We start from the raw sequence: 22,866 nt of genomic DNA, 5'->3' as shown, positions 1-22,866 counted from the left end.
GAATAGGTGAGGAATAGGTGCTCGTTGACGGCGGATAGTCGTCCACCGCCGGAATTCCGCCGTAGAACGAACGTGGGAAGAACAGCGTCCAGGAACCCACCGTTACGTGCACGAATGTCAGGAAGAACAAGCCTGACCGCAGGGAGGCGCGCATCATCACGCCTTGCACTCGGCCAGGAGTTCGTCGAACGTGATCCGGCCGACCGCCTGGTCCGGAGCCAGGTGGCCGCCGCGGCGGTAGCCGGCGAACGCCGCACCTGGCAGCCAGACCGGCAGCAGAATTCTGCGGTGTCCGGTCGAATCCAGATAGGCGCGAGCCAGATCTCGATGGCTGCGGATCTCCGGCCCACCGATGTCCGGGACCCGGCCAGCCGGCTCTCCGACCGCGAGTTCGGCCAGGCGGTCCGCGACGTCGCGGACGTCGATGGGCTGGAAATTCACTCCGGCGAGGGCCCCGATCACCGGGGACCGCCGCTGCACCGAGGTCATGCGGGCGACCAGGTCGTGGAACTGCGTCGTCCGGAGGATCGTCCACGGCAACCCGGAGCCCGCCACGCGCTTCTCGGCGGCGAATTTGGCGCGGTAGTAGAACAGCGGCACCTGGTCCACACCCACGATCGAGATGTAGATCAGGTGCGGATCGCCGTTGCGTCGGGCGGCGTCGATCAGGCGTTGGGTTGCCGCCACGTCCTTTCGCCCCAGCGTGGTGGCGCAATGCACGATCGCGTCCACCCCGGACGTCGCCGCGGCGATGCCCTCGCCCGTGCTCAGATCCCCGGTCGCCCACCCGTGCGGAACGTCGGCTGGCCGCGGGCGCCGGCTCAGCACACGCACGTCGTTCCCGGCGTCGAGTAACCTGCGCACCACGGCCTTGCCCAACGTGCCTGTCCCGCCCGTCACCAACATCGGCTTCTGCATTCGTTCGTCCTTCCTGCAGTCTTGTCGTCGATGCGACGAGATGGAGCCGCCCGGTGTGACGATCATTCACGCGGCGGGTGCCACGGCCGCAGCCCGCGGCACCCACGCAGGCACCGCGCGGCCGTACCGTTCTGACTCCGCGCCGAACCGGCGAACGAGCACCGGTTCTTCCCGGCACCGCACGAACGCCGCCGCGAACAGCCAGAACACAGCCGGGTACAGCAACAAACCCAATCGCCCGAGCAGCAGTGCCTGCCCGGCGATGACGGTGAGCAACGCCACGTACACCGGATTTCGGACGCAGCGGTAGAGACCTCCGATGACCAGCCGTTCCCCAGGACGAAGAACACCGCTCCGCCGACGGCAGCGTGGTTCTGCGCATGACCACACCGCCTCCTCCGACTGCCCAAGGCTACGTCCGGGTGGCGCGATCCCAAATCGGCGCGAGCCGCCACAGGGACGTGACCTCGGCGGAGCGGGCGGTGTGCAACGGGTCTGTGGGGTCCGAGGCTCGCGGATGGCTGGGCCGAACGTCCGACCGCCCGGCGACGCGGAGCCCGGCCCCGCTGATCGCGGCTAGCAGTTCGGTTCGGGTGCGCAGCCCGAGGCGCTCCGCGAGATCCGACAGGATCAGCCAGGCCTCCCCACCCGGTCGGAGATGTCCGGGCAACCCGGCAAGGAAATCCCGGAGCATTCGGCTGCCCGGGTCGTAGACGGCATGGTCCAGCAGCGAGTGGGGCTGCGCCGGAAGCCACGGCGGGTTGCACACGACGAGTTGCGCGCGCCCAGCCGGGAAGAGGTCGGCCTGCACCAGGTCGATCCGCCCGGCGAGCCCCAGGTTCCGGACGTTTTCCTCGGCACATCGGATCGCTCGTGCCGAACTGTCGGTGGCCACGACGCGCGCAACGCCGCGCCGGGCGAGAACCGCTGCCAGCACACCGGTCCCGGTGCCGATGTCGAAGGCGAGTTCCGCCGACGGCAGCGGGGTTTCGGCGATCAGATCCACGTATTCGCCTCGAGTTGGAGCGAAAACCCCGTAGTGGGCGTGGATGCGCGCGCCGAGTGCCGGGATCGAGATGCCCTTCTTGCGCCATTCGTGCGCGCCGATCACGCCGAGCAGTTCCCGCAACGGAACCACGTACGGGACGTTGGCCTGCCCGTAGACCTCGTGGCACGCCAACCGAACGTCAGGTGCGCGCCGAAGCGGCAGCACATGACCGGGGTCGAGGCGGACCAGGACCAGTGCCAGCGTGCGGGCTCGACGCGATTGCTCCCGCCGATGCGCGTGGAACGCCTCGGAAACGGACAGGCCGGGTGTCCTTGTCTGCCGGAGACGGCGCGCAACCGCGCTGAGCAGTTGGCGCGCGTTGTGGAAATCTCCGCGCCACAGCAAACCGGTTCCGCGCGACACCAGCTCGTACGCCTCGTTCGCGGATATCCGGTCATCCGCATCGACGATTCGGGCCGGCGGCCGGGAACCGTTCGCCGAGAGCCAGCGAAGCACGCCTATTTGTTGCTGGCAGGCAGCATTGTCGTCGGAAAATTTCATGAACCGCTCCTGCTGATGCGGCCGAACGCAGATCAGCCGGGCCGACCTGCGCAAGGTGGGAAATGGACGATCTGCGCCCCAGCACACTGCGAACGGCCCGGCGAACCGGAGAAATGGTCGCGGGCAGCGTTGGCCGGTGGGGCCGGAGTCCTTGACTAACCGACCACAGCAGCATGAACGGGTGTCATCACGCCGCGAAGTCTAGCTCCGCAGCCCATCGACGCCGTGAGCGGCAACGGTAGCCTTTGCCGCTCACGGCGCTGCGCTACGCCGTTTCCGCGAGACTCGGCGCCGGCGCTGCCTCGGGCGCAGCCGCTCGACGGCGGATGAGGTCGGGCAGGAGCGTGACGATGCCGACCGCGGCCAGGGCCGCACCCAGCCAAAGCGGCGCTCGCAGGCCGAAGTTGCTGATGGCGAGCTCACCGATCCAGGACCCGATCATCACGCCGAGCGTGATGAAGGAAGAGTGCACCGTCTTGACCAGGGGCGGGGCGTTGCCGGTGCGCTGCACACGCGTGATCGTCGCCGGGTTCATGGTGACGCCGACCAGGCCGATGCCGAGCATGAAGACCACCGCGGGCACGCTGACGTCGGCCAGCAGCGCGAACCCGGGGAGGAAGCCCAGGTTCAGGACCAGGCCGCAGAGCAGGACGGCGATCGTGTACCGGTCGGCGAGGCGTCCGACGATCGTGTTGCTGACCACCGTGGCGGCACCGTAGGCGACGAGCAGCAACGGGACGGCGCCGGGGCTGAACCCGGTGACCTCGGTGAGGATCGGGTTGAATTGACATCCTCTCCGTCCTAAAGCTAAAGGACGGAGATCCCCTCCACGCTGCGCGTGGACCGCGCGGCGTCCGGGTGGGTTACCGCTTCCCTGCGCGCCGCCGTGACGAGTCCTGGTCTTACGTGCGCTCCACGGTCGTTTCCGTTGTCCGCCTGCCCGGCGGCCAACACGTTCTTCGCTGCCTTCACGTCCCGGTCGTGGTGACTGCCGCACGGGCAGTCCCATGATCGGACGATGCGGGGCCGTCTTGTCGTTGATGCGCTCGCAGGCCGAACACATCCGGGTGGACGGGAAGTAGCGGTCCACCCGGCCGAACGTCCGCCCGTACCGGGCGGCCTTGTACTCCACCATGCTGGTGAAGGCGGCCCACCCGGCGTCGTGCACCGACTTCGCCAGTCTCGTCCGGCCGAGACCGACGACGCACAGGTCCTCGACGTACACCGCTTGGTTCTCGCGGACGATGGTCGTGGACAGTGTGTTCGAACCACGCGAAAGGGGAGCCGCCCGATGGCGACTCCCCTTTCAAGCTGCACGTAGTCCGGTTAGGGGACCAGTGCTCGATGTTGCATCAGAAGCAACCCCGCTGTCAGCTGCAGCCGGAGGTGGAGCCACAGCCCTCGCACAGGTAGCAGGAACCCGAGGGGCGCATCTTGGTGCCGCAGGTCATGCACAGCGGCGCGTCCGCGGCCTTGCCGAGGCGCAGTTCCAGCAACTCGGTCGAGCTGCCCGCCCGCTCCTCTGCCTTCGGCTGCTCGGACTTCTTCGAGTAGTCCACAGTGGAACGCATCGTGTCCAGGTCGACGTCCGAGCTCTGCCCGGCCGGCACCACATCGGTGCCGTTGACCTGCGCCTCCCGCTCCTCGACGGTGAAGACGCCCAGCTGGGCACGCTTCTCGTAGGGCAGGTAGTCCAGCGCGAGTCGGCGGAACAAGTAGTCCAGCACGCTGCTGGCCATCCGGATATCCGGATCATCGGTCATCCCGGCCGGTTCGAAGCGCAGGTTCTGGAACTTCGAGACGTAGAACTCCAGCGGGATCCCGTACTGCAGACCCACCGAGATCGACATCGAGAAGGCGTCCATGACACCGGCCAGCGTCGAACCCTGCTTGCCCAGCTTGACGAAGATCTCGCCCAGCCCGTCGTCCGGGTACGAACCGGCGTGCAGGTAGCCCTCCGCGCCACCGACAGTGAAGGACACCGTCTGGCTCGGCCGCTTCTTCGGCAGGCGCTTGCGGACCGGGCGGTACTCGATCTGCTTCTCGACCGCCTTCTCCGACTCGGCCTTGTCGCCCTTGCCCGCCGACAGCGGCTGGCCGACCTTGCAGTTGTCGCGGTAGATCGCCAGCGCCTTCAGGCCCAGCTTCCAGCCCTCGAAGTAGAGCTGCTCGACCTCTTCGGCGGTCGCCGACTCCGGCATGTTCACCGTCTTGGAGATCGCCCCCGAGATGAACGGCTGCACCGCAGCCATCATCCGCACGTGGCCCATCGGCGCGATCGAGCGCTCGCCCATCGCGCAGTCGAAGACCTCGTAGTGCTCTTGCCGCAGGCCAGGCGCGTCGACCACGTGGCCGTTCTCGGCGATGTACTCGACGATCGCCTCGATCTGCTCTTCCTGGTAGCCCAGCGCCTGCAGCGCGCGCGGCACCGTCTGGTTGACGATCTGCATGGAGCCACCGCCGACCAGCTTCTTGAACTTGACCAGCGCCAGGTCCGGCTCGATGCCGGTCGTGTCGCAGTCCATCATCAGGCCGATGGTCCCGGTCGGGGCCAGCACCGAAGCCTGCGCGTTGCGCCAGCCGTTGCGGGCCCCGATCTCCAGGCCTTCCTGCCACACCTTCGTCGCCAGCTTGTGCACGGAGACGTCGTTGCGGTGGTAGGTGCGGACCAGGTCGTTGGCCGCCGCGTGCTTGCGCATCACGCGCTGGTGGGCCTCGGCGTTGCGGGCGTACCCGTCGTACGGGCCGACCACGCCAGCCAGCTCCGCCGACCGCTTGTAGGCGGTACCGGTCATCAGCGAGGTGATCGCCGCCGCCAGCGCCCGGCCGCCGTCGGAGTCGTAGGCGTGGCCGGTCGCCATCAGCAGCGCGCCCAGGTTGGCGTAGCCGATGCCCAGCTGCCGGAACTTCCGGGTGGTGTCGCCGATCGCCTCGGTCGGGAAGTCCGCGAAGCAGATCGAGATGTCCATCGCGGAGATGACAAACTCGACGGCCTTCTCGAACAGCTCGGCGTCGAAGGTCAGGTCATCGCGCAGGAACTTCAGCAGGTTCAGCGAGGCCAGGTTGCAGCTGGAGTTGTCCAGGTGCATGTACTCCGAGCACGGGTTGGACGCGGTGATCCGGCCCGTCTCCGGCGAGGTGTGCCAGTCGTTGATCGTGTCGTCGTACTGGATGCCCGGGTCGGCGCACTCCCAGGCCGCCTTCGCCATCTTGCGGAACAGGTCGCGGGCCTGCACCGTGTCCAGCACCTCGCCGGTCATCCGGGCCCGCAGCCCGAACCGGCCGTCACTCTCCACCGCGCGCATGAACTCGTCGGAGACGCGCACGGAGTTGTTGGCGTTCTGGTACTGCACCGAGTTGGAGTCGGCGCCGCCGAGGTCCATGTCGAAACCGGCGTCGCGCAGCGCGCGGATCTTGTGCTCCTCGCGCGCCTTGGTGTCGATGAACTCCTCGATGTCGGGGTGGTCGACGTCGAGCACCACCATCTTCGCCGCGCGGCGGGTCGCACCGCCGGACTTGATGGTGCCCGCGGACGCGTCGGCGCCGCGCATGAACGACACCGGACCGGACGCGGTACCGCCGGAGGACAGCAGTTCCCGCGAGGAGCGGATGCGGGACAGGTTCAGCCCGGCCCCGGAACCGCCCTTGAAGATCAGGCCCTCTTCCTTGTACCAGTCGAGGATCGACTCCATCGTGTCGTCGACCGACAGGATGAAGCAGGCCGACACCTGCTGCCGGGAGCTGGTGCCGACGTTGAACCACACCGGCGAGTTGAAGCTGAACACCTGGTGCAGCAGCATCCAGGTCAGCTCGTGCTCGAATATCTCGGCGTCGGCATCGGTCGCGAAGTAGCCGTGCTCGACGCCCGCTGCGACGTAGGTCAGCACGACGCGGTCGATGAGCTGCCGGAGGCTGCTCTCACGCGTGTCGCTGCCCACCGCGCCGCGGAAGTACTTGCTGGTGACGATGTTGACGGCGTTCAGCGACCAGAAGTCGGGGAACTCCACCCCGCGCTGTTCGAAGTTGACCGACCCGTCCCGCCAGTTGGTCATCACCACATCGCGGCGCTCCCACTTGACCTCGTCGTAGGGGTGCACCCCCTCCGTGGTGTAGACGCGTTGCACCCGGATGCCCTCGCGGGCACCTGCTTCCGGCTCCCCCGATGCGCCGGCCGGGCTACCGACGGTCTCTGTCATGACCTGACCCTCTTCCTTATCTTTCGCTCGTCGTGCTTCGTCGGCCCCGTCCGGTCTCCCCGTCCGGTTCGGTCGTGCCTCAATGTTCAGCGGCGCCCCGCCGTGGGCCGTCCGCTGACGTCTTGCGTTTCCGCCCCCGCGGCGGGGGGTGCGCCGACGCGGCTTACTCACGGCCGCTCTCCGCGTTCTGCTCCGCACCGGCCTGCGCGCCGCGCCGCGCCGCGCGGAGGTCGGCGATCTCCTTCTCGAAGTCCTCCACCGAGGAGTACGCCCGGTACACGCTCGCGAAGCGCAGGTAGGCGACCTCGTCCAGCTCCCGCAACGGTCCAAGGATGGCCAGCCCCACCTCGTGGCTGGGCAGCTCGGAAACCCCGAGGGACCGGACCGTGTCCTCTACCTGGTGCGCGAGCTGCTGCAGCGCGTCCTCTTCCACCGGGCGCCCCTGGCAGGCACGGCGCACGCCGCGCACCACCTTCTCGCGGCTGAAGGGCTCGGTGACGCCGGAACGCTTGACCACAGAGAGCACGAGCTCCTCGATGGTCGTGAACCGCCGACCGCACGTCGAGCACGAGCGCCTGCGCCGGATCGCCTGGCCTTCCTCGACCTCGCGCGAATCGACGACCCGGGAGTCCTCGCCGCGGCAGAACGGGCATCGCACCGGCCCTCACCCCCTTCCCCAGTTTGGTCGCGGTCGCCCTCTGGCAACCAGCTCCCAACTCACCGTCCGTATGTGCGTGAGCACCCTACAAGCCCAACCTGTGGACTAAATACACGGACGTAACTACTAGATGTTGTGGTCGACTCTAAACGGCGGCGTACCGCGAAGCAAACTCGACACGCCCCTTCTGGCCCGGCCGGTCGCCACCGATCGGCCCAGCCGGCGAAAACACCGAGGTCGCCACCGAAACCACCGGACGCGAGCCGCCGGACGACCACCGGCCGACCATGATCGGCGCCGTCCCGCCGTCCCGCCGTCCCCCGCCGTCCCCCGCCGGCGAGCCCCCGACCGAGCCGCGTCGCGCGAATCAGTCGCCGACCGGAACCCTCAGCAGCCGACGGGCCTCCACGGCGGTCGCATCCAGCTCGTTGAGCTCGACGATCTTCGCGACCACGGCGCGTGGGTCGGGGCCCGGCGCCACCCGGTCCGCGATCCCCCACAATGTGTCACCGGCGTGCACTTCCACGACTGCGGTACCACCGGTCACCGGCGCGTCGCCGAGCCCGAAGAGCCCCATCAGCATGACAATGAGGAAAGTGAAGATCGCCACCGAGGCCAGGCAGAGCCACTCGCCCCGCCGACGAGCCCGGTCGCACGCGGCGACCGATCCCTCGACGGATGCGCCGGGCGCGCGGAAGATGACGCGACCGGGAACGCGCTGGGCGCCGCCGCAAGGCCGTGACACCGCGACCGCATCGCCCACCCGCCGCCGCTCGACGACCTCCCGCTCGGCAGGACGCGCTCGCCTCGCCGCATCGATGAACGTGGTCATGATGCCTCCCACACCCGAAACCATGATCGAATGGATGTTCGATCGAACCTGCGTGCGATTGTGTACCACGAGCACACCACAGGGCGAGACCTGAGCCTGAAATTAACTCGAACAGGTGTTTGATCTCTGGGTTTCTCCCGTCTACTGTGGAAATCGGGCGGACCGAACTCCCCCGCAATAAGCACCGCAGTTCACACGGACAGGAGGCAGCGGTGGCGAGTAATGCGACCGGCTCGATCAAGGGCCGCGGACAGGACGTCAAGGACGACTCCCGGGCCGACGTGCACAACCTGCCCGAACAGGCCAGCGGGGCCGACGAGCTGAGCGACCGCCAGCTCAAGGTGCTGGAGGCCATTCGGAAGTGGATGCGCGAGCACGGCTATCCGCCCAGCGTTCGCGAGATCGGCGATGCCGTCGGGCTCACCTCGACGTCGTCGGTGGCCTACCAGCTCCGCGTGCTGGAGCGGAAGGGCTACCTGCGCCGGGATCCGCACCGACCACGCACCGTCGGCGTGGTCGTCGGCGGCGAGCCGGACTCCCCGGAGCTGGCCGGGCAGGTCAAGCCCGCCTACGTGCCGGTGGTGGGCCGGATCGCGGCCGGCGGCCCGATCCTGGCCGAGGAGTCCATCGAGGACATCTTCCCGCTGCCGAAGGAGATTGTCGGCGACGGCACCCTCTTCCTGCTCAAGGTGGTCGGCGACTCGATGGTGGACCTCGCCATCACCGACGGCGACTGGGTGGCGGTTCGCCAGCAGCCCGACGCGGAGAACGGCGACGTCGTCGCCGCGATGATCGACGGCGAAGCGACCGTGAAGACCTTTAAGCGAACCGATGACCACGTGTGGCTGCTGCCGCACAACACGGCCTACGAGCCGATCCTCGGCGACGACGCAGCGATCCTGGGCAAGGTCGTCGCGGTGCTGCGGCGACTCTGACCTTCGGGCAGCCGGCCTTGGCCGGGTCGTCCGACAACCGGACCTCCGCCGCCTCGCAGCGGGATGCCGACTCGTGCATCCCGTGCAGGCGGCGGAGCATCGGCCGGGTGACGTCTGATGAACGCAGCCGCGCTTGCCGAAGTCGGTAGGCCTGGCGTATGCGGGGCTTGGCTCGCGCAGCGATGCGGGTAGCGGAACTTCGGACATCGCTTCGCTTGGGGTTCCGGGCCAGTACACATCCGGGTCAAGCAGGTGACCTGCCCGAGTCTCGCGGCCGCTCAGCGAGCTCGGCGGCGCAGCCGACGGGCCACGAAGATGAGCAGTCCGGCCACCGCGGCCGCTAGCAGCAGAGCTCGACCAGCGGACATCCCGGAGCCGGTCCGGTCCGCCGGTTGCGCTCGGTCAACGTCACCGCCCAGCGCCGGCTTAGCCGAGCCGTCGCCTTTGGCCTGCGCCCCGGTGGCTCGCGCTGCTGCCGCCACCCCGGGAATGCGCCGGACCGGCTGGTTGCCTTCGGACGCGGACAGCAGTGCGCCGTCCGGTTCCCACGCGATCGCCTCGCCTTGCTGCTCGTTCGGCAAGGAGATGCGAAACGGTTCGCGCTGGAATGCCGCAACCAGATCGCCGTCCGGAGCGTCGTACACGTACGCCTCGGTGTAGGTGCGGATCGCGACCACCGTGCCGTCCTGGCTCACGGACCCGCCCGTCACCAGAACCGAGCCGAGCGAGCCGTTCAAGGGGCCGCCCGGTGTCTGGGTGGAACGCAGCGAGATCGAACCGACCCGCTCCAACGGCACGGTGCGATCCGTCGCCAGTGGTCCGGCCGGACGGTATATACCGGCCGAACCGAACCTTTCCTTGGTGACGATGTGCGGCACGTCGGTCCGGTCGAGCAGCAGGGCCTCCGCGTCGTGCGGCCCGTCCGGGTAGGCGAGGCGGTACAACGTCGCGCCGCCGCCTGACGACATCACGTGCAGCGCGATGTCGTCCCGGCGGCGACGGTTGTCCCCCGTGTCGGCCAGCCAGAGCGATCCGTCGCGCCCTAACGCGAGGTCCTCGACGTCATAGGGGTCGTTCGACGCCGTCCGGATTCCGCGGATCGAGCAGTCGGCCGGATCCAGCACGAACACCCGCAGCGAGCTGCTGCCATCGCTGATGGCGTACCAGCCCGAGCCGTCCGACGCGAGACCGGACAACTCGGCGAGGCGCTTGTCATCAACGCGGCATTTCTCGACCGGCGCGAGCGCCTGCTCCGCAGCGGCCTTGGGCGCCGTACCCGAGCCCACCCACAGCAGCAGTGCGGCCGCAGCCGCACCGCCCGCACCGGCAGTGCTCACCCGGTTCCCGCGAACGGCTGGAGCGCACTGGCCAGGTCGGGCCGGACCTTGGCGCGGACCCGGGTGCCGTCCGGGGTGTGTTCCTCGTCGACCACTTCGCCTTCGGCGTGCACCCTCGCGACGAGTTCGCCGCGGGTGTAGGGCACCAGCGCGTCCACGAAGACGCCGGGCCGGGGCAGCCGGTCGGCGATGGCCTCGCACAGCTCCTCGATGCCCTTGCCGCTGTGCGCAGAGACGAACACCGCGTCGGGCAGCAGCCGCCGAAGCTCGGCCATCCGGGTCGCATCGACCGAGTCGATCTTGTTGACGACCAGCAGTTCCGGCGGCATCGCCGTCGTGTGATCCTCGGCGATCTCGTTCAGCACTTCGCGCACCGCGGCGACCTGTTCGTGCGGCGACGGTTCGGAGCCGTCCACGACGTGCACCAGCAGGTCTGCGCCGCTGACCTCTTCCAGCGTCGAGCGGAACGCCTCCACCAGCTGGTGCGGCAGGTGCCGGACGAAGCCGACCGTGTCGGTCAACGTGTAGTTCCGGCCGTCCGGTGTGCTGGCCCGCCGCGTGGTCGGGTCCAGGGTGGCGAACAGCGCGTCCTCCACCAGCACTCCGGCCCCGGTCAACGCGTTCAGCAGGCTGGACTTCCCGGCGTTGGTGTAGCCGGCGATGGCCACGCTGGGAACCGCGTTGGCCTCCCGCCGACCTCGCTTGGTGCCGCGCACCGTGCGCATCGCGGAAAGCTCCTTGCGGAGCCTGCTGATGCGCTTGTGGATGCGCCGCCGGTCTGTCTCCAGCTTGGTCTCACCGGGACCACGGGTGCCGACGCCGCCGTTGGCGCCGGCACGGCCACCGGCCTGCCGGGACATCGTCTCGCCCCAACCGCGCAGGCGCGGCAGGAAGTACTGCAGCTGGGCGAGCTCGACTTGCGCCTTGCCCTCCTTGGACCGGGCGTGCTGGGCGAAGATGTCCAGGATCAGGGCAGTCCGGTCGACCACCTTGACCTTGAGCTTCTCCTCCAGCTGCCGCAGCTGACCGGGCGAGAGCTCACCGTCGCAGATGACGGTGTCCGCCCCGGTGGCGACGACGATGTCGCGCAGCTCGCGGACCTTGCCAGAACCGACGTAGGTGCCGGGGTCCGGGCGGTCGCGTCGCTGGATGATGCCTTCCAGCACCTCAGAGCCGGCGGTCTCGGCGAGCCTGGCGAGCTCCGTCAACGACGCGTCGGCGTGCGCGGCGTCGCCGTCGGTCCAGACCCCGACGAGCACCACGCGCTCGAGGCGGAGTTGGCGGTATTCGACCTCGGTGATGTCCGCGAGCTCGGTGGACAGACCGCCGATCCGCCGCAGCGACGCACGGTCTGCGAGCTCCATCTCGCCCGTGGACGGTTCCGCAGTGAAGATGGGTTCGTATTCGTCGGCTTCGTCCGCATCGCGGTCGAGCTCGGCGGACCAGGTCAAAGAGTTTTTCATATCGAGGCCATTGTCCCACGGCCCGCGACCGATTTTCACGCCTCACGCCCGCCATTACCCGTTTGCACTGGTGTGACGCGTGCCAGCGGCGGTTACGGCTGCTGCCACCAGGTGGGATCGATGTTTCCGCGGGCCACCAGCACGGCGGGGCCGGTCAGGGTGGAGCTGGTCGTGGTGACCTCCACGTCGACGGTGCCGCCCGGGATGTGGACGACCCGGCGTCCGGTTTCCGCACCGGCGGCACGCAGCGCCGCGACCGTGGCGGCGACCGTGCCGGTGCCGCAGGAACGGGTTTCGCCGACGCCTCGCTCGTGCACGCGCATCTGCACGTGGTCACCTTCGAGCGGCCGGACGAACTCGACGTTCACGCCGTTCGGGAAGAGGTGTTGGTCGTGCGGCGGGGCGGTCTTGAGGTCCAGCTCAGCGAGGTCCACGTCGCTCACGCAGGCCAGGTGCGGGTTGCCGACATCGACGGCGATTCCGGCGAAGGCGTGCCCGGAGGCGCTCGTGGTGGACTCGCCGAAGACCTTTGCCGGGCCCATATCGACCGTGACCTGGCCGTCGTCGTGGGTGCGGACCCACCGGACGCCGGCGCGCGTACCAACCGGTAGCTCGCCGGGTGCGGCCAGCCCGGCGTCGACCAGGTAGCGGGCGAACACCCGCACACCATTGCCGCACATCTCGGCGATCGAGCCGTCGGCGTTGCGGTAGTCCATGAACCAAACATCGGCCGGCACGTCGGCCGGGGCATCCTCCAGCGCCCCGGCGCGGATGACCCGCAGCACGCCATCTGCACCCAGTCCGCGGTGCAGGTCGCACAGCGCCTGCACCCGCTCGTCGGTGAGCTTCAGCGCGCCGTCCGGGTCGGGCAGGATGACGAAGTCGTTCTGGGTGCCGTGGCCCTTGATGAACTCGGGCCCCTGGGAGGAATGCACGCGCCCAGTCTACGTTCGCCGGGTCGCCGGTCTGGCGCGGCTCGACGACCTGCGGCAAGCCGCGTTCGGGGCGTCGTCTCGGAGGAGAAGCGCTGGTTCCCTACTCGCCCAGCAGCGCGCGGACGTCTGATGCCAGCGTCGGGTCGGCGGCGTCGAACCAGTTGATCCGCGCGTCTCGGCGGAACCACGAGCGTTGCCGCCGGACGAAGCGGCGGGTGAGTTTCGCGGTCTCGGCCGCGGCGGCGGCCATGTCGCCCGCGGCGTCGAGCTCGGCGAGCACCTGCTGGTAGCCCAGCGCGCGGCTGGCGGTGCGGCCGCACCGGAGCCCGGCCTTCTCCAGCCTCCGGACCTCGTCGACCAGCCCGGCGTCGAACATCCGGGTCACCCGGCGGTCCACCCGGTCGTCGAGGTCCTCGACCGGCCGGTCCAGGCCGATCAGCACCGCTCCGTAGCGGGGTGGTCCGGGCTTGGGCAGGTTCGCCGAAAACGGCCGCCCGGTGATCTCGATGACCTCCAGCGCCCGGACGATGCGGCGACCGTTGCTGGCCAGGATGGCTTCCGCGGCCGCCGGGTCGAGCTCCTGCAGCCGCCGGTGCAGCTCGGCCGGGCCGACCCGCACCAGCTCCTGCTCGTACTTGTCCCGCACCTGCGCATCGGTGCCGGGGAAAAACAGGTCGTCGACGACGGCCTGCACGTAGAGGCCGGAGCCGCCCACCAGCACCGGGGTCCGGCCCCGGGTGAGGATGTCTTCGACGGCGTCGCGTGCCTGCTGCTGGTAGGCCGCCACGGAGGCGGTTTCCGTGACGTCGAGGACGTCCAGCAGGTGGTGCGGAATGCCGCGGCGTTCCGCGACGACGAGCTTGGCCGTGCCGATGTCCATCCCTCGGTAGAGCTGCATGGCGTCGGCGTTGATCACCTCGCCGCCGAAGGCCGAGGCGAGCTCGATGCCGAGGTCCGACTTGCCGGTGGCGGTGGGACCGACGATCGCCACCAGATGCGGGAAAGACTGCACCCCTCGACCTTAGAAGCGCGTGCCGGGCGCGCAGCACAGCGGTCCGCCCGGCATTTCTGCTGGCCAGGGGCCGCGACTGGGTTAGGGCGCTGTAGAAGCTGTATTGGACGATCGTCCGAGGGTGCGGTAGGGCGGTGCACCCTCGCAACGCACCGCCTCGGGTTCTCAGACGTCGTCCGGTGAGGACAGTCCCGAAGCCGCGTATTGGTCATGCACAAGTCGGGAGGCCCGCAGACCAGACGCATCCGCATCGCCACGTAAGACGAGTCTGGCAGCAGCCCCTGCGGAAACACCTGTTCAGGCTGTGCGGGTCCAGGTCGCCACATGGTAGGTGACCCCGAACGGGGTGGCCGAGTACAGGAGTTCGCCGCGCCAAGTCCCGCCGGTGGCCTCAACGACTCCGGGCAGGACCTGGAGCGCGGCCCGGCCCGCGACGCCGAGCTCCGCGCACGGTTCCGGTTCCAGCGCAAACAGCGCTGCCGTGTCGACGTCGGCCAGCGCGGTGCGGATCTGCTCGTCGACCGGCTTGGCCCGCTCGTCCGGCGAGTACGGCGAGCGCTCGTCGGAGCGGTTAGTGCCATCGGCGAGCACCAGGAGACCGACATCGCCGGCAGCCAGCTCCGCGCCGAGCCGCTGGCAATCCCCGGCCGGCGTGTCCGGCGCCAACAGGTGCGTCGTGACCGCCAGCGCCCCTGCTTGCTCGCGAAGGAGTCCGGCGATCAACGCAGGTAGCGGCAGCTCCGGATCAGGGGTGCCGGCGCCACCGAGCGTCACCGGGAAGTCGACGCCGAAGCCCGCGAAAGTGCCCGCTGTGTCCGGTCCGAGCACCTGCGGCCCTGATTGATCTACGCCGACAGCCACCCATTCGGCGGCAGAGTCAGTCAGACTGGACACGGCGCGCAGACAGGCGCCCCGCAAGCGAGCGGTTTCCGGGTCGGCCCGCACGGTCAACGCGGGAACCAGCAACGGCGGGTAAGGCACCACAGCGATACGGGTGATCACACCTGTGCACGGTAGAGGTCACGGGCGAGTTGGCTAGAGCAGGGAGCCGCAACCGGCGGCCGGAGGCTGAGGCGGGTTTCCGCCCCCTGCCCGCTGCGGCCGAACGGGTGCCTGATGACAATGAAGCCGTGCAGGTCACAAGTTCGATCCGGGCACCACGTCGCGGTACGCGCCGACTCCCCGGCGCACCGGTTCCGCAACGGAGTACCGATTCGCGCCCTGACCTGTTTGAATGCGCCAGCGGAGGCCGGACCACCGAACGGTTCGGGTCGACGCTTGCTGGGCCCCGCCGATGCGGGGCGCCCGTGCCAGACACGGGCATCAGAGCGGGCACGCAAGGAGGAAGCCGGCCATGACGCACCAGGACACGACCCCCGAGGCAGTCGCCAACAAGGCGGCCGCGGACTCGACCACCAGCACCACCGGGTCACCCACGGCTGCGCCCGCGGTACCGACCGCTTCCGCCGACCCTGCCAAGTGGGGGCGGGTGGACACCGACGGCACGGTGTACGTCCGCACCCCCGAAGGGGAGCGGGCGATCGGTTCCTGGCAGGCCGGTGATGCCGCCGAGGGCCTGGCCCTCTACGCGCGGAAGTTCGACGACGTGCTCACCGAGGTCGAGCTGCTGGAAACCCGGTTGAGCACCCACGCCGGTGAGCCGAAGCACACCCTGACCAGCGCGAAGCACCTGCGCGACTCGCTGGCCGAAGCCGCCGTGATCGGCGACCTGGCGGCGTTGACCGTCCGGATCGAGCACCTGGTGGTGCAGGCCGAGCAGGCCGTCGAGGGCGCCAAGCACGAGAAGGAACGCGCCCGGGCGGACGCCGTCGCCCGCAAGGAAGCGCTGGTCGCCGAGGCCGAGCAGATCGCCGCCGAGTCCACGCACTGGAAGAACGCCGGCGACCGGCTGCGCGAGATCCTCGACGAGTGGAAGAAGGTCCGCGGCGTCGACCGCAAGACCGACGAGCAGTTGTGGCGCCGGTTCTCCAAGGCGCGGGACGCATTCAGCCGCCGCCGGGGCTCGCACTTCGCCGAGCTCGACCGGCAGCGCGCGGCGTCCAAGGCGCACAAGCAGGAGCTGGTCGAGGAAGCGGAGTCGCTGACCGAGTCCACCGACTGGGGCGAAACCGCGAACCGCTACAAGCAGCTGATGACGGAGTGGAAGGCCGCCGGCCGCGCCCCGAAGGACAGCGACGAGCTGCTGTGGCAGCGCTTCCGCGCCGCGCAGGACCGGTTCTTCAGCCGCCGGTCGGAGGCGTTCTCCGAGCGTGACGCCGAGTTCGCCGCGAACGCCAAGCTGAAGGAGGAGCTGCTCGTCGAGGCCGAGCAGATCGACCCGTCCGCCGACCTCAAGGCCGCGCAGGCCCACCTGCAGCGGATCCAGGAGCGGTGGGACGAGATCGGCAAGGCGCCGCGGGAGCGGATGCGGGAGCTGGAGGGCAAGCTGCGCGCGGTCGCCGACAGGGTGCGGTCGGCCGCCGACGCGCAGTGGCGGCGCACCGACCCGGAGGCGCAGGCCCGGGTCGACCAGTTCCGCGACCGGGTGGAGCAGTTCGACGCGCAGGCCGAGAAGGCCCGCGCGGCGGGCGACGAACGCCGTGCGAAGCAGGCGGAGGAGCAGGCCGCCCAGTGGCGTGAGTGGCTGACGGCTGCGGAGCAGGCGATCGCCAGCCGCTGACGGGGTTGCGACACCGGAGGCCCGCCTGCGCGTCCGGCGCACCGAACTCGCCGTCAGGCGAGCAACCTCGCCCGGAGGGCGGTGAGGTCATGGTCGGTGCAGCCACCGGAGCGCAGGTGGGCCGCTGCGTGGAACGAGTCGAGGGCCGCCGACAGCGCCTCGACCCTGGTGGTGCCGTGCTGGGCGAGTGCCTCGTCGATCAGCGGTTCCTGGTCTGGCCGGCCGAGCCTGTCGAACAGCGGTCGGAGCCGGTCGTGGCTGAGCTCGTGGTCGGCGATGATCTCGTCGGCCGCCACCCCGGCGAAGGCGACCAGCACCAGTGTGATGATCCCGGTCCGGTCGCGGCCGGCGCTGCAGTGCACGAGCACCCCGCCGGGTTCGGCGTGCGCGATCGCGGTGACGACTTTGGCGGTGCGATCCGGGAAGCGGTCGAGGAACGGCTTGCAGTAGAGCGGCGTGCCGTGCAGCCGCTTGCCCCAGTAGCCCCAGAACTCGGCGTCGTCGACGGGGTTCAGCGGCAGCCGCAAGGCGGTCAGCTCAGGTGGGCGCGCCGATTGTGCGGGCAGCGCGCCGTTGCCTTCTTCGGTCAGGTCGATGACGGTGCGGATGCCGTGCTCCCAGACCTGCCCCCCACCCCGATTCGGTCAGGAACGCAGGGCTCGCGGACCGCACGACAGCACCCTGGCGGATCCGGCGGCCGTCCGCAGCGGGCAGCCCACCCAGGTCGCGCACGTTGTAGCCGCCGTCCCACTGGAGATCACGTGACATACCGGTGAGACGCCCGCGAAGGTGATCGGGTTGCACTGGCCGGGCGAACCAGAGGTCAGGAACGGGACCAGACGATCCGCATCCACTGCACGGCCAACACGGCCATGCACGCCACCGCGAGCAGCAGGCCGATCGACGGGCCCTCCGCGCCGCTCGTCTGGCGCGACCAGATCGCGATCACGCCCTCGAAGGTCACCACCACACCGGCGAGCCCGGCCAGGAACGCGAAGATCCAACGCCGGGTGATCAGCGCCAGGGCGCCCAGGCCGATCCCCACGATCGTCGAGTTGATCGCGAACAACCGCGGCAGCAGGCCGATCTTGAGCGCCGGGTCGGCCTGCCCCATCAGCACCTCCCAGCCCGCGGCACCGCGGACCCACGGCAGCAGCGAGCACAGGACGAGCACGAGCATCACCGATGCGATCACCAGCGCGCGCTTGCCGGGGTCGATGCGACGCAGCACCTCACGTTCCGGCCCGGTCAGCGCGCGGCGCGACCCGTCCGAACCTTCCGCCTTGCTCAACACGCACATCCCTGCTGCTCGGCCGGCTGCTGCGGCGGGGTTCCGAACGACGGCAGCCCGAGGCTGACTCCGGAGGTCTTGGGCCGCACGCCCTCTTCCCAGTGATCACCGGCGGTGGTGCGGCGGTGGCCGGTGATGTCCGTGTCGGCGACCAGGTGGTGCGGCGCGGCACGCGTGATCGTGGTGCGCACGACGTCGCCGGGACGGATCTCGCCGTCGGTGGCACCGGTCGGGGCGAAGTGCACCAGCCGCCCGTCGCGGGCCCGGCCCGAGAGCCGGTGTGTCTCGGCGTCCTTGCGGCCCTCCCCCTCGGCGACCAGCAGTTCCACCGGGCGGCCGACCAGCTTCTTGCTCTCCTCCCAGGAGATCTCGTTCTGCAGCGCGACCAGCCGGTCGTAGCGCTGCTGCACGACCTCCTTGGGCAGCTGGTCGGGCATCTCGGCCGCGGGCGTGCCGGGCCGCTTGGAGTACTGGAAGGTGAACGCGCTGGAGAATCGCGCCTGCCGCACGACCTCCAGCGTCTGCTCGAAGTCCTCCTCGGTCTCGCCGGGGAAGCCGACGATGATGTCGGTGGTGATCGCCGCGTCCGGCATCGCCTCGCGCACGTTGCGCACGATGTTCAGGTACCGCTCGGAGCGGTAGGAGCGGCGCATCGCCTTGAGGACCCGGTCCGAACCGGACTGCAGCGGCATGTGCAGCTGCGGGCAGACGTTCGGCGTCTCGGCCATCGCCTCGATCACGTCGTCGGTGAAATCGCGCGGGTGCGGCGAGGTGAAGCGGACCCGCTCCAGCCCCTCGATCTCCCCGCAGGAGCGCAGCAGCTTCCCGAACGCGAAGCGGTCCCCGAACTCGACGCCGTAGGCATTGACGTTCTGCCCCAGCAGCGTCACTTCGAGCACGCCTTCGGACACCAGCGCCTGCACCTCGGCGAGGATCTCGCCGGGGCGGCGGTCCTTCTCCTTGCCGCGCAGCGCGGGCACGATGCAGAACGTGCAGGTGTTGTTGCAGCCGACCGAGACCGACACCCAGCCCGAGTAGGCCGACTCGCGGCGCGCGGGCAGGGTGGACGGAAAGACGTCCAGCGATTCGAGGATCTCGACCTCGGCCTCGTGGTTGTGCCGGGCGCGCTCCAGCAGGGCCGGCAGCGAACCGAGGTTGTGCGTCCCGAACACGACGTCCACCCAGGGGGCCCGCTTGACGATCGTGTCGCGGTCCTTCTGGGCCAAGCAGCCGCCGACCGCGATCTGCATGTTCGGGTTGCGGTCCTTGGCCGGCCGCATGTGCCCGAGGGTGCCGTAGAGGCGGTTGTCGGCGTTCTCCCGGACCGCGCAGGTGTTGAACACGACCACGTCGGCGGCGTCGGACTCGGCCCGCGCGTACCCGGCGTCTTCCAGCATGCCTGCCAGCCGCTCGGAGTCGTGCACGTTCATCTGGCAGCCGAAAGTTCGGATCTCGTACGTCCTCGTGCTCACCGTTCCACGGTAGCGCCTGGTCAGATCGCGGATTCACCCGCCCGGGAGGGTACGCGGCGGTCGGCGACGTGCGTCGAACCGGAGGTTTCGGACCGGCTACGCGACTCCGGAGCGTAACCAACTTGCAATCAGCGTTATCCGCAGCTGACTGGACTATCCCCCATCGGGGGCTTAAATTTCGGCCATCGAATCCACTTGACGCGTTCAGGAGAAGGAATGACCGCAGCTCCCACGGACGTCCCGATGATCCGGATGTCCGCGGTCGACAAGTACTTCGGCTCCTTGCACGTGCTGCGGGAAATCGATCTCGAGGTCCCCAAGGGCCAGGTCGTCGTGGTCCTCGGGCCGTCGGGTTCCGGCAAGTCGACGTTGTGCCGGGCGATCAACCGCCTGGAGCCGATCAACTCCGGCCGCATCGAGGTCGATGGGGTGCCACTGCCCGCCGAGGGCCGCACGCTGGCCGAACTGCGCGCTGACGTCGGCATGGTGTTCCAGCAGTTCAACTTGTTCGCGCACAAGACGATCCTGGAGAACGTGACGCTGGGCCCGATCAAGGTCCGCAAGCAGAGCCGGGACAAAGCTCAGGACAACGCGCTGCAACTGCTGGAACGGGTCGGCATCGCGAACCAGGCCGAGAAATACCCGGCGCAGCTCTCCGGCGGGCAGCAGCAACGAGCCGCGATCGCCCGCGCGCTGGCGATGAAGCCGAAGGTGATGCTGTTCGACGAGCCGACTTCGGCGCTGGACCCCGAGATGGTCAACGAGGTCCTGGAGGTCATGACCGATCTCGCTGCCGAGGGCATGACGATGCTGGTGGTCACACACGAGATGGGCTTCGCGCGCCGTGCTGCGCACCGCGTGCTCTTCATGGCCGACGGTGAGGTGGTCGAGGACGCCGCACCGGAGAAGTTCTTCAGCACGCCGAAGAGCGACCGCGCCAAGGATTTCCTGGGCAAGATCCTCACCCACTGACCCACTTCAGAGAGAGGCAGCGAGACGAAATGCGAGCCAAGAAATTGCGGTTGGTGACGGTGCTGGCCGCATCGCTGGCACTGGCGCTGACCGGCTGTGGACGTGAGGGTGGTCCCAGCGGCGGCGAACCGCAAGTCCAGCAGAACGTCGCCCAGAACGTGCAGGTCCAAGGCTCACCGACGTTCGACCGGATGAAGCAGAAGGGCCGTGTGACGATCGGTGTCAAGGAGGACCAGCCCGGGCTCGGTTTCCGCGACCCGGTCACCAACCAGTACTCCGGTTTCGACATCGAGATCGCCCGGCTGATCGCCGCGCAGCTCGGGTTCGACCCGAACACCCAGATCGACTACAAGCCGATCCCGTCCACCGCGCGCGAGCAGGCGATCTCGACCGGTGAAGTGGACTACTACGTCGGCACCTACACGATCAACGACAAGCGCAAGGAACAGATCAGCTTCGCCGGGCCGTACTTCATGGCCGGGCAGGACCTGCTCGTCCGCGCGGACAACACCGACATCACCGGCAAGGACTCGCTCAAGGGCAAGAAGGTCTGCTCGGCGACCGGGTCGACCCCGATCCAGCGGGTTAAGCAGGACCAGCTCACCGAGCCGCAGAACATCGTCGAGTTCCAGCGCTACTCGGAGTGCGTGCAGCAGCTACTCGACCGCCAGATCGACGCCGTCACCACGGACGACGCCATCCTCAAGGGCTACGCCGCGCAGGACCCGGACAAGCTGAAGGTCGTCGGCAAGACGTTCTCCGAGGAGCCGTACGGGGTCGGCCTCGCGCACGACGACACGGCGCTGCGCAACAAGATCAACGACATCCTGGAGCAGTCTGTGACCAACGGCGAGTGGAAGCGCGTCTACGACGCCACCCTCGGCAAGTCCGGATCGTCCGCCGAGCCCCCCAAGGTGAACCGCTACTGATCCCGTCATCGGATGCCCAGGGCCGCAGCGCGCCCTGGGCATCCGATTACTCCAGGAGTACTCATTGATCAACATCTTGGTGGAGTACGGCGACGTCCTCGCCAGAGGCTTCCTGCGGACGATCGAGCTTTTCCTGCTGGCCGCTGCAGCCTCGCTGGTACTGGGCACGATCCTGGCAACGCTGCGGGTCAGCCCCGTCCCAGCGTTGCGGGCCGTCGGCGCCGGGTACGTGACCTTGCTCCGCAACACGCCGCTGACACTGATCTTCTTCTTCTTCGTCTTCGCCTACCCCAAGCTGGAGCTGATCCAGTTCCCGTTCTTCACCGCTGCCGTGATCGCGCTGACCATCTACACCTCAGCGTTCGTCTGCGAGGTGTTGCGGGCTGGGATCAACACGGTGCCGGTCGGACAGGCCGAGGCGGCGCGCTCCATCGGGCTCGGCTTCGCCCAGTCGCTGACCAACGTGATCCTCCCCCAAGCCTTCCGTGCCGTGGTTCCGCCGCTGGTCAGCGTGCTGATCGCGCTGTTGAAGAACACGACCGTCGCGGCTGGGTTCAGCGTGGCAGAGGTCGGCTCGGTCATCCCGTTCCTCAACGAGCAGGGTGAGCCAACACTGAACGCCTTCGTGTGGATCGCCATCGGCTTCCTGATCCTGGTTATCCCGCTGACCCTGATCCAGCGCAGCTTCGAAAAACGGTGGAGCGTGGCCCGATGAGCAGCGTTCTGTTCGACACTCCCGGCCCGCGCGCCCGCGTGCGCAACCGGCTCATCAGCGTCGTCAGCACAGTTGTGGTGCTTGCATTGCTCGGATACGTGGTGCTCCGCTTCTACGCCACCGGGCAGTTCGACGCCAGCAAGTGGGAATGGCTGCTCTACGAGCAGATCCAGCTGGAACTACTCGGGGCTCTGTGGAACACCGTCCGCGCGTTCCTCATGGGCGCCGTGCTCGCGCTGGCGTTCGGCGCGGTGTTCGCGCTCGGTCGGCTCTCCGACCACGCCTGGATCCGGATGCCGTGCACGGCGATCGTCGAGGTGTTCCGCGCGATCCCGCTGGTCATCCTGATCTTCTTCCTGTACTACGCGGCACCGGGGCTGGGCGTGAACTTCGGCCAGTACTGGTCGGTCGTGCTCGGCCTGACGCTCTACAACGGCTCGGTGCTTGCCGAGGTCTTCCGCGCTGGGGTTAACGCACTTCCAGCAGGGCAGAGCGAGGCGGCTTATTCCATCGGCATGCGCAAGAGCCAGGTCATGGGCAACGTGGTCCTGCCGCAAGCAGTGCGCGTCATGCTCCCAGCCATCGTGAGCCAACTCGTGGTGCTGCTCAAGGACAGCGCTCTGGGCTTCCTGATCACCTACCAGGAATTGCTGTACTACGCCCGGTACCTCGGTGGTATTCCCACGCTCGACCGGCCGATCATCCCGGTGAGCCTGGTCGTGGCAGCAATCTACATCTCGATATGCCTCTTGCTCACGTGGTTCGCCAACTACCTCGATCGGCGAAACCGACGCACGAAGAAGACCAAACAGATCGCGCCGGCTACCACGCCCCTTACAGAGACTCCGCTCGGAGACTGAAACAGCTCTCGGCTGCCGGGACCTGAACCGGGTCCCGGCAGCCGAGAGTAAGCGATCCGCTGGTTACTCAGCCGCGGGTCTTCCCTGGCACCGGCGTCGTGGAGCGCGCTGA

At 68.7% G+C, this 22,866-nt stretch carries 22 protein-coding genes; 6 read left to right on the top strand and 16 right to left on the bottom strand.

The window, feature by feature from the left end:
- Positions 1-156: 156 nt before the first annotated feature.
- The 7 genes from ACRXBZ_RS30375 to ACRXBZ_RS30345 form a co-directional block, all read right to left on the bottom strand.
- Complete coding sequence (locus ACRXBZ_RS30375) at positions 157-918, bottom strand: SDR family oxidoreductase (RefSeq protein ID WP_433881967.1); 762 nt, start codon at positions 916-918, stop codon at positions 157-159.
- 66 nt (positions 919-984) lie between these two features.
- Entirely contained in the window at positions 985-1,308 is a 324-nt protein-coding gene (locus ACRXBZ_RS30370; RefSeq protein WP_433881966.1) for a methyltransferase family protein, read from the bottom strand.
- Between the two features lie 22 nt (positions 1,309-1,330).
- A complete protein-coding gene (locus tag ACRXBZ_RS30365) occupies positions 1,331-2,467 on the bottom strand; it encodes a methyltransferase (RefSeq protein WP_433881965.1) in 1,137 nt (378 codons plus the stop codon).
- Positions 2,468-2,732: 265 nt separating this feature from the next.
- The gene (locus ACRXBZ_RS30360; RefSeq protein WP_433881964.1) at positions 2,733-3,692 is read right to left on the bottom strand and encodes an MFS transporter; all 960 of its coding nucleotides are present in this window, start codon (positions 3,690-3,692) and stop codon (positions 2,733-2,735) included.
- A 145-nt stretch (positions 3,693-3,837) separates the two neighbouring features.
- Entirely contained in the window at positions 3,838-6,663 is a 2,826-nt protein-coding gene (locus ACRXBZ_RS30355) for a vitamin B12-dependent ribonucleotide reductase (protein WP_433881963.1), read from the bottom strand.
- Between the two features lie 163 nt (positions 6,664-6,826).
- On the bottom strand, positions 6,827-7,321 hold the full coding sequence (gene nrdR / locus ACRXBZ_RS30350) for a transcriptional regulator NrdR (protein ID WP_168587311.1): 495 nt from the start codon (positions 7,319-7,321) through the stop codon (positions 6,827-6,829).
- Between the two features lie 367 nt (positions 7,322-7,688).
- Positions 7,689-8,153: a LysM peptidoglycan-binding domain-containing protein gene (locus ACRXBZ_RS30345; RefSeq protein ID WP_433881962.1), complete on the bottom strand. Its 465-nt coding sequence runs from the start codon at positions 8,151-8,153 to the stop codon at positions 7,689-7,691.
- A 212-nt stretch (positions 8,154-8,365) separates the two neighbouring features.
- Between ACRXBZ_RS30345 and lexA the strand changes: the two genes are divergently transcribed.
- The gene (gene lexA, locus ACRXBZ_RS30340) at positions 8,366-9,088 is read left to right on the top strand and encodes a transcriptional repressor LexA (RefSeq protein ID WP_433881961.1); all 723 of its coding nucleotides are present in this window, start codon (positions 8,366-8,368) and stop codon (positions 9,086-9,088) included.
- A gap of 278 nt (positions 9,089-9,366) precedes the next feature.
- Here the strand turns inward: lexA and ACRXBZ_RS30335 are convergent, their stop codons facing one another.
- The 5 genes from ACRXBZ_RS30335 to ACRXBZ_RS30315 form a co-directional block, all read right to left on the bottom strand.
- Entirely contained in the window at positions 9,367-10,425 is a 1,059-nt protein-coding gene (locus tag ACRXBZ_RS30335; RefSeq protein WP_433881960.1) for an NHL repeat-containing protein, read from the bottom strand.
- Positions 10,422-11,789, bottom strand: coding sequence for a GTPase HflX (hflX, locus tag ACRXBZ_RS30330; RefSeq protein ID WP_433884021.1), 1,368 nt, complete (start codon positions 11,787-11,789; stop codon positions 10,422-10,424). Before hflX ends, ACRXBZ_RS30335 begins: the two co-directional genes overlap by 4 nt.
- 191 nt (positions 11,790-11,980) lie before the next feature.
- Positions 11,981-12,823 carry a diaminopimelate epimerase gene (gene dapF, locus ACRXBZ_RS30325; protein WP_433881959.1) on the bottom strand — a complete coding sequence of 281 codons (843 nt, stop codon included), beginning with the start codon at positions 12,821-12,823 and terminating at the stop codon, positions 11,981-11,983.
- Positions 12,824-12,923: 100 nt separating this feature from the next.
- Entirely contained in the window at positions 12,924-13,835 is a 912-nt protein-coding gene (gene miaA, locus ACRXBZ_RS30320; RefSeq protein ID WP_433881958.1) for a tRNA (adenosine(37)-N6)-dimethylallyltransferase MiaA, read from the bottom strand.
- Positions 13,836-14,132: 297 nt separating this feature from the next.
- Positions 14,133-14,837 (bottom strand): class III extradiol ring-cleavage dioxygenase family protein, encoded by a 705-nt coding sequence (locus tag ACRXBZ_RS30315; protein ID WP_433881957.1) that lies wholly within the window; start codon positions 14,835-14,837, stop codon positions 14,133-14,135.
- Between the two features lie 352 nt (positions 14,838-15,189).
- Here ACRXBZ_RS30315 and ACRXBZ_RS30310 point away from each other — a divergent pair, with 352 nt between their 5' ends.
- Positions 15,190-16,515: a DUF349 domain-containing protein gene (locus ACRXBZ_RS30310; RefSeq protein ID WP_433881956.1), complete on the top strand. Its 1,326-nt coding sequence runs from the start codon at positions 15,190-15,192 to the stop codon at positions 16,513-16,515.
- A gap of 53 nt (positions 16,516-16,568) precedes the next feature.
- On the opposite strand, the gene ACRXBZ_RS30305 is transcribed toward ACRXBZ_RS30310, so the two are convergent.
- From ACRXBZ_RS30305 to miaB, 4 genes are read right to left on the bottom strand one after another with little or no spacing between them, the layout of a single operon-like run.
- On the bottom strand, positions 16,569-17,123 hold the full coding sequence (locus ACRXBZ_RS30305) for a tyrosine-protein phosphatase (protein WP_490885443.1): 555 nt from the start codon (positions 17,121-17,123) through the stop codon (positions 16,569-16,571).
- Complete coding sequence (locus tag ACRXBZ_RS30300; RefSeq protein WP_433881955.1) at positions 17,053-17,283, bottom strand: tyrosine-protein phosphatase; 231 nt, start codon at positions 17,281-17,283, stop codon at positions 17,053-17,055. The genes ACRXBZ_RS30305 and ACRXBZ_RS30300 overlap by 71 nt, the downstream gene beginning before the upstream one ends.
- A gap of 55 nt (positions 17,284-17,338) precedes the next feature.
- Positions 17,339-17,815: an Rv2732c family membrane protein gene (locus ACRXBZ_RS30295; protein ID WP_246868316.1), complete on the bottom strand. Its 477-nt coding sequence runs from the start codon at positions 17,813-17,815 to the stop codon at positions 17,339-17,341.
- On the bottom strand, positions 17,803-19,278 hold the full coding sequence (gene miaB / locus ACRXBZ_RS30290; protein WP_433881954.1) for a tRNA (N6-isopentenyl adenosine(37)-C2)-methylthiotransferase MiaB: 1,476 nt from the start codon (positions 19,276-19,278) through the stop codon (positions 17,803-17,805). The genes ACRXBZ_RS30295 and miaB overlap by 13 nt, the downstream gene beginning before the upstream one ends.
- A gap of 243 nt (positions 19,279-19,521) precedes the next feature.
- Here miaB and ACRXBZ_RS30285 point away from each other — a divergent pair, with 243 nt between their 5' ends.
- The 4 genes from ACRXBZ_RS30285 (at position 19,522) to ACRXBZ_RS30270 (ending at position 22,754) form a co-directional block, all read left to right on the top strand.
- A complete protein-coding gene (locus ACRXBZ_RS30285) occupies positions 19,522-20,250 on the top strand; it encodes an amino acid ABC transporter ATP-binding protein (protein WP_433884020.1) in 729 nt (242 codons plus the stop codon).
- 29 nt (positions 20,251-20,279) lie between these two features.
- Positions 20,280-21,179, top strand: coding sequence for a glutamate ABC transporter substrate-binding protein (locus ACRXBZ_RS30280; protein ID WP_168587301.1), 900 nt, complete (start codon positions 20,280-20,282; stop codon positions 21,177-21,179).
- Between the two features lie 67 nt (positions 21,180-21,246).
- Positions 21,247-21,894: an amino acid ABC transporter permease gene (locus ACRXBZ_RS30275; protein WP_433884019.1), complete on the top strand. Its 648-nt coding sequence runs from the start codon at positions 21,247-21,249 to the stop codon at positions 21,892-21,894.
- The gene (locus tag ACRXBZ_RS30270) at positions 21,891-22,754 is read left to right on the top strand and encodes an amino acid ABC transporter permease (RefSeq protein ID WP_168587300.1); all 864 of its coding nucleotides are present in this window, start codon (positions 21,891-21,893) and stop codon (positions 22,752-22,754) included. The genes ACRXBZ_RS30275 and ACRXBZ_RS30270 overlap by 4 nt, the downstream gene beginning before the upstream one ends.
- Positions 22,755-22,866: the final 112 nt, after the last annotated feature.

Source organism: Saccharopolyspora hattusasensis (genome assembly GCF_050972075.1).
Classification (GTDB): domain Bacteria; phylum Actinomycetota; class Actinomycetes; order Mycobacteriales; family Pseudonocardiaceae; genus Saccharopolyspora; species Saccharopolyspora hattusasensis.
The sequence above is the reverse complement of the archived record's forward strand: the minus strand, read 5'-3'. Positions and strand labels throughout refer to the sequence as shown.

Bases quoted from the DNA above. Each gene is read 5' to 3' on its own strand.
- ACRXBZ_RS30365 (WP_433881965.1), bottom strand. From the start codon at position 2,467: ATGAAATTTTCCGACGACAATGCTGCCTGCCAGCAACAAATAGGCGTG.
- ACRXBZ_RS30280 (WP_168587301.1), top strand. From the start codon at position 20,280: ATGCGAGCCAAGAAATTGCGGTTGGTGACGGTGCTGGCCGCATCGCTG.
- ACRXBZ_RS30345 (WP_433881962.1), bottom strand. From the start codon at position 8,153: ATGACCACGTTCATCGATGCGGCGAGGCGAGCGCGTCCTGCCGAGCGG.
- ACRXBZ_RS30375 (WP_433881967.1), bottom strand. From the start codon at position 918: ATGCAGAAGCCGATGTTGGTGACGGGCGGGACAGGCACGTTGGGCAAG.
- hflX (WP_433884021.1), bottom strand. From the start codon at position 11,789: ATGGAGCTCGCAGACCGTGCGTCGCTGCGGCGGATCGGCGGTCTGTCC.
- ACRXBZ_RS30270 (WP_168587300.1), top strand. From the start codon at position 21,891: ATGAGCAGCGTTCTGTTCGACACTCCCGGCCCGCGCGCCCGCGTGCGC.
- ACRXBZ_RS30310 (WP_433881956.1), top strand. From the start codon at position 15,190: ATGACGCACCAGGACACGACCCCCGAGGCAGTCGCCAACAAGGCGGCC.
- ACRXBZ_RS30285 (WP_433884020.1), top strand. From the start codon at position 19,522: ATGATCCGGATGTCCGCGGTCGACAAGTACTTCGGCTCCTTGCACGTG.
- ACRXBZ_RS30300 (WP_433881955.1), bottom strand. From the start codon at position 17,283: ATGTCACGTGATCTCCAGTGGGACGGCGGCTACAACGTGCGCGACCTG.
- ACRXBZ_RS30295 (WP_246868316.1), bottom strand. From the start codon at position 17,815: ATGTGCGTGTTGAGCAAGGCGGAAGGTTCGGACGGGTCGCGCCGCGCG.
- ACRXBZ_RS30355 (WP_433881963.1), bottom strand. From the start codon at position 6,663: ATGACAGAGACCGTCGGTAGCCCGGCCGGCGCATCGGGGGAGCCGGAA.